General features: G+C 41.0%; 1 protein-coding gene. It reads right to left on the bottom strand.

Annotated features, from left to right (window positions below):
- Window positions 1-422 (bottom strand): portal protein (locus J7R10_RS08950; RefSeq protein WP_484792994.1); only part of this gene is annotated, 422 nt, incomplete at both ends.

Here is a 422-nt window from a genome sequence, read left to right as displayed (position 1 = left end):
ACGGGTTTAGGCTGGATTCTTCCACCAGAAACAGCACCACTTTTCAGCCAAGTAATACTATCGGCCCTCGCCCAACTTTCCACGGCCTGGCGATCATCATCGAAAGCATCCCGTTCAGCCATAATTCCGCCTTTTGACTGACTATTGAGCAAATGCATAACTTGACTAAAATATTTATTTGCCCAACGTTGCGGATCTTTTGTTGGTTTCACAATTCCATATAATTGCCGACTTAACTTATCAAAAGTTCCTGTAATACATTCCCATCCCAATTGATTTGGTGGTACCAAAGGCTTATCAGGTGCTTCAAGCAATTTTCGACCTAAAAAAGCACGTTTGACAATTTTTCTTGTCAATCTTGTCGCTTGAAGATTAGGAGATTCTTTGCACAAATTTTGGAAATCCTGCTCCGAATAAGCAAT

The sequence above is a fragment of the Bartonella vinsonii subsp. berkhoffii ATCC 51672 genome (genome assembly GCF_902825225.1).
Lineage (GTDB): Bacteria > Pseudomonadota > Alphaproteobacteria > Rhizobiales > Rhizobiaceae > Bartonella > Bartonella berkhoffii.
Note: the sequence above shows the minus strand (reverse complement) of the source record. Positions and strands in the feature narration are given on the sequence as shown.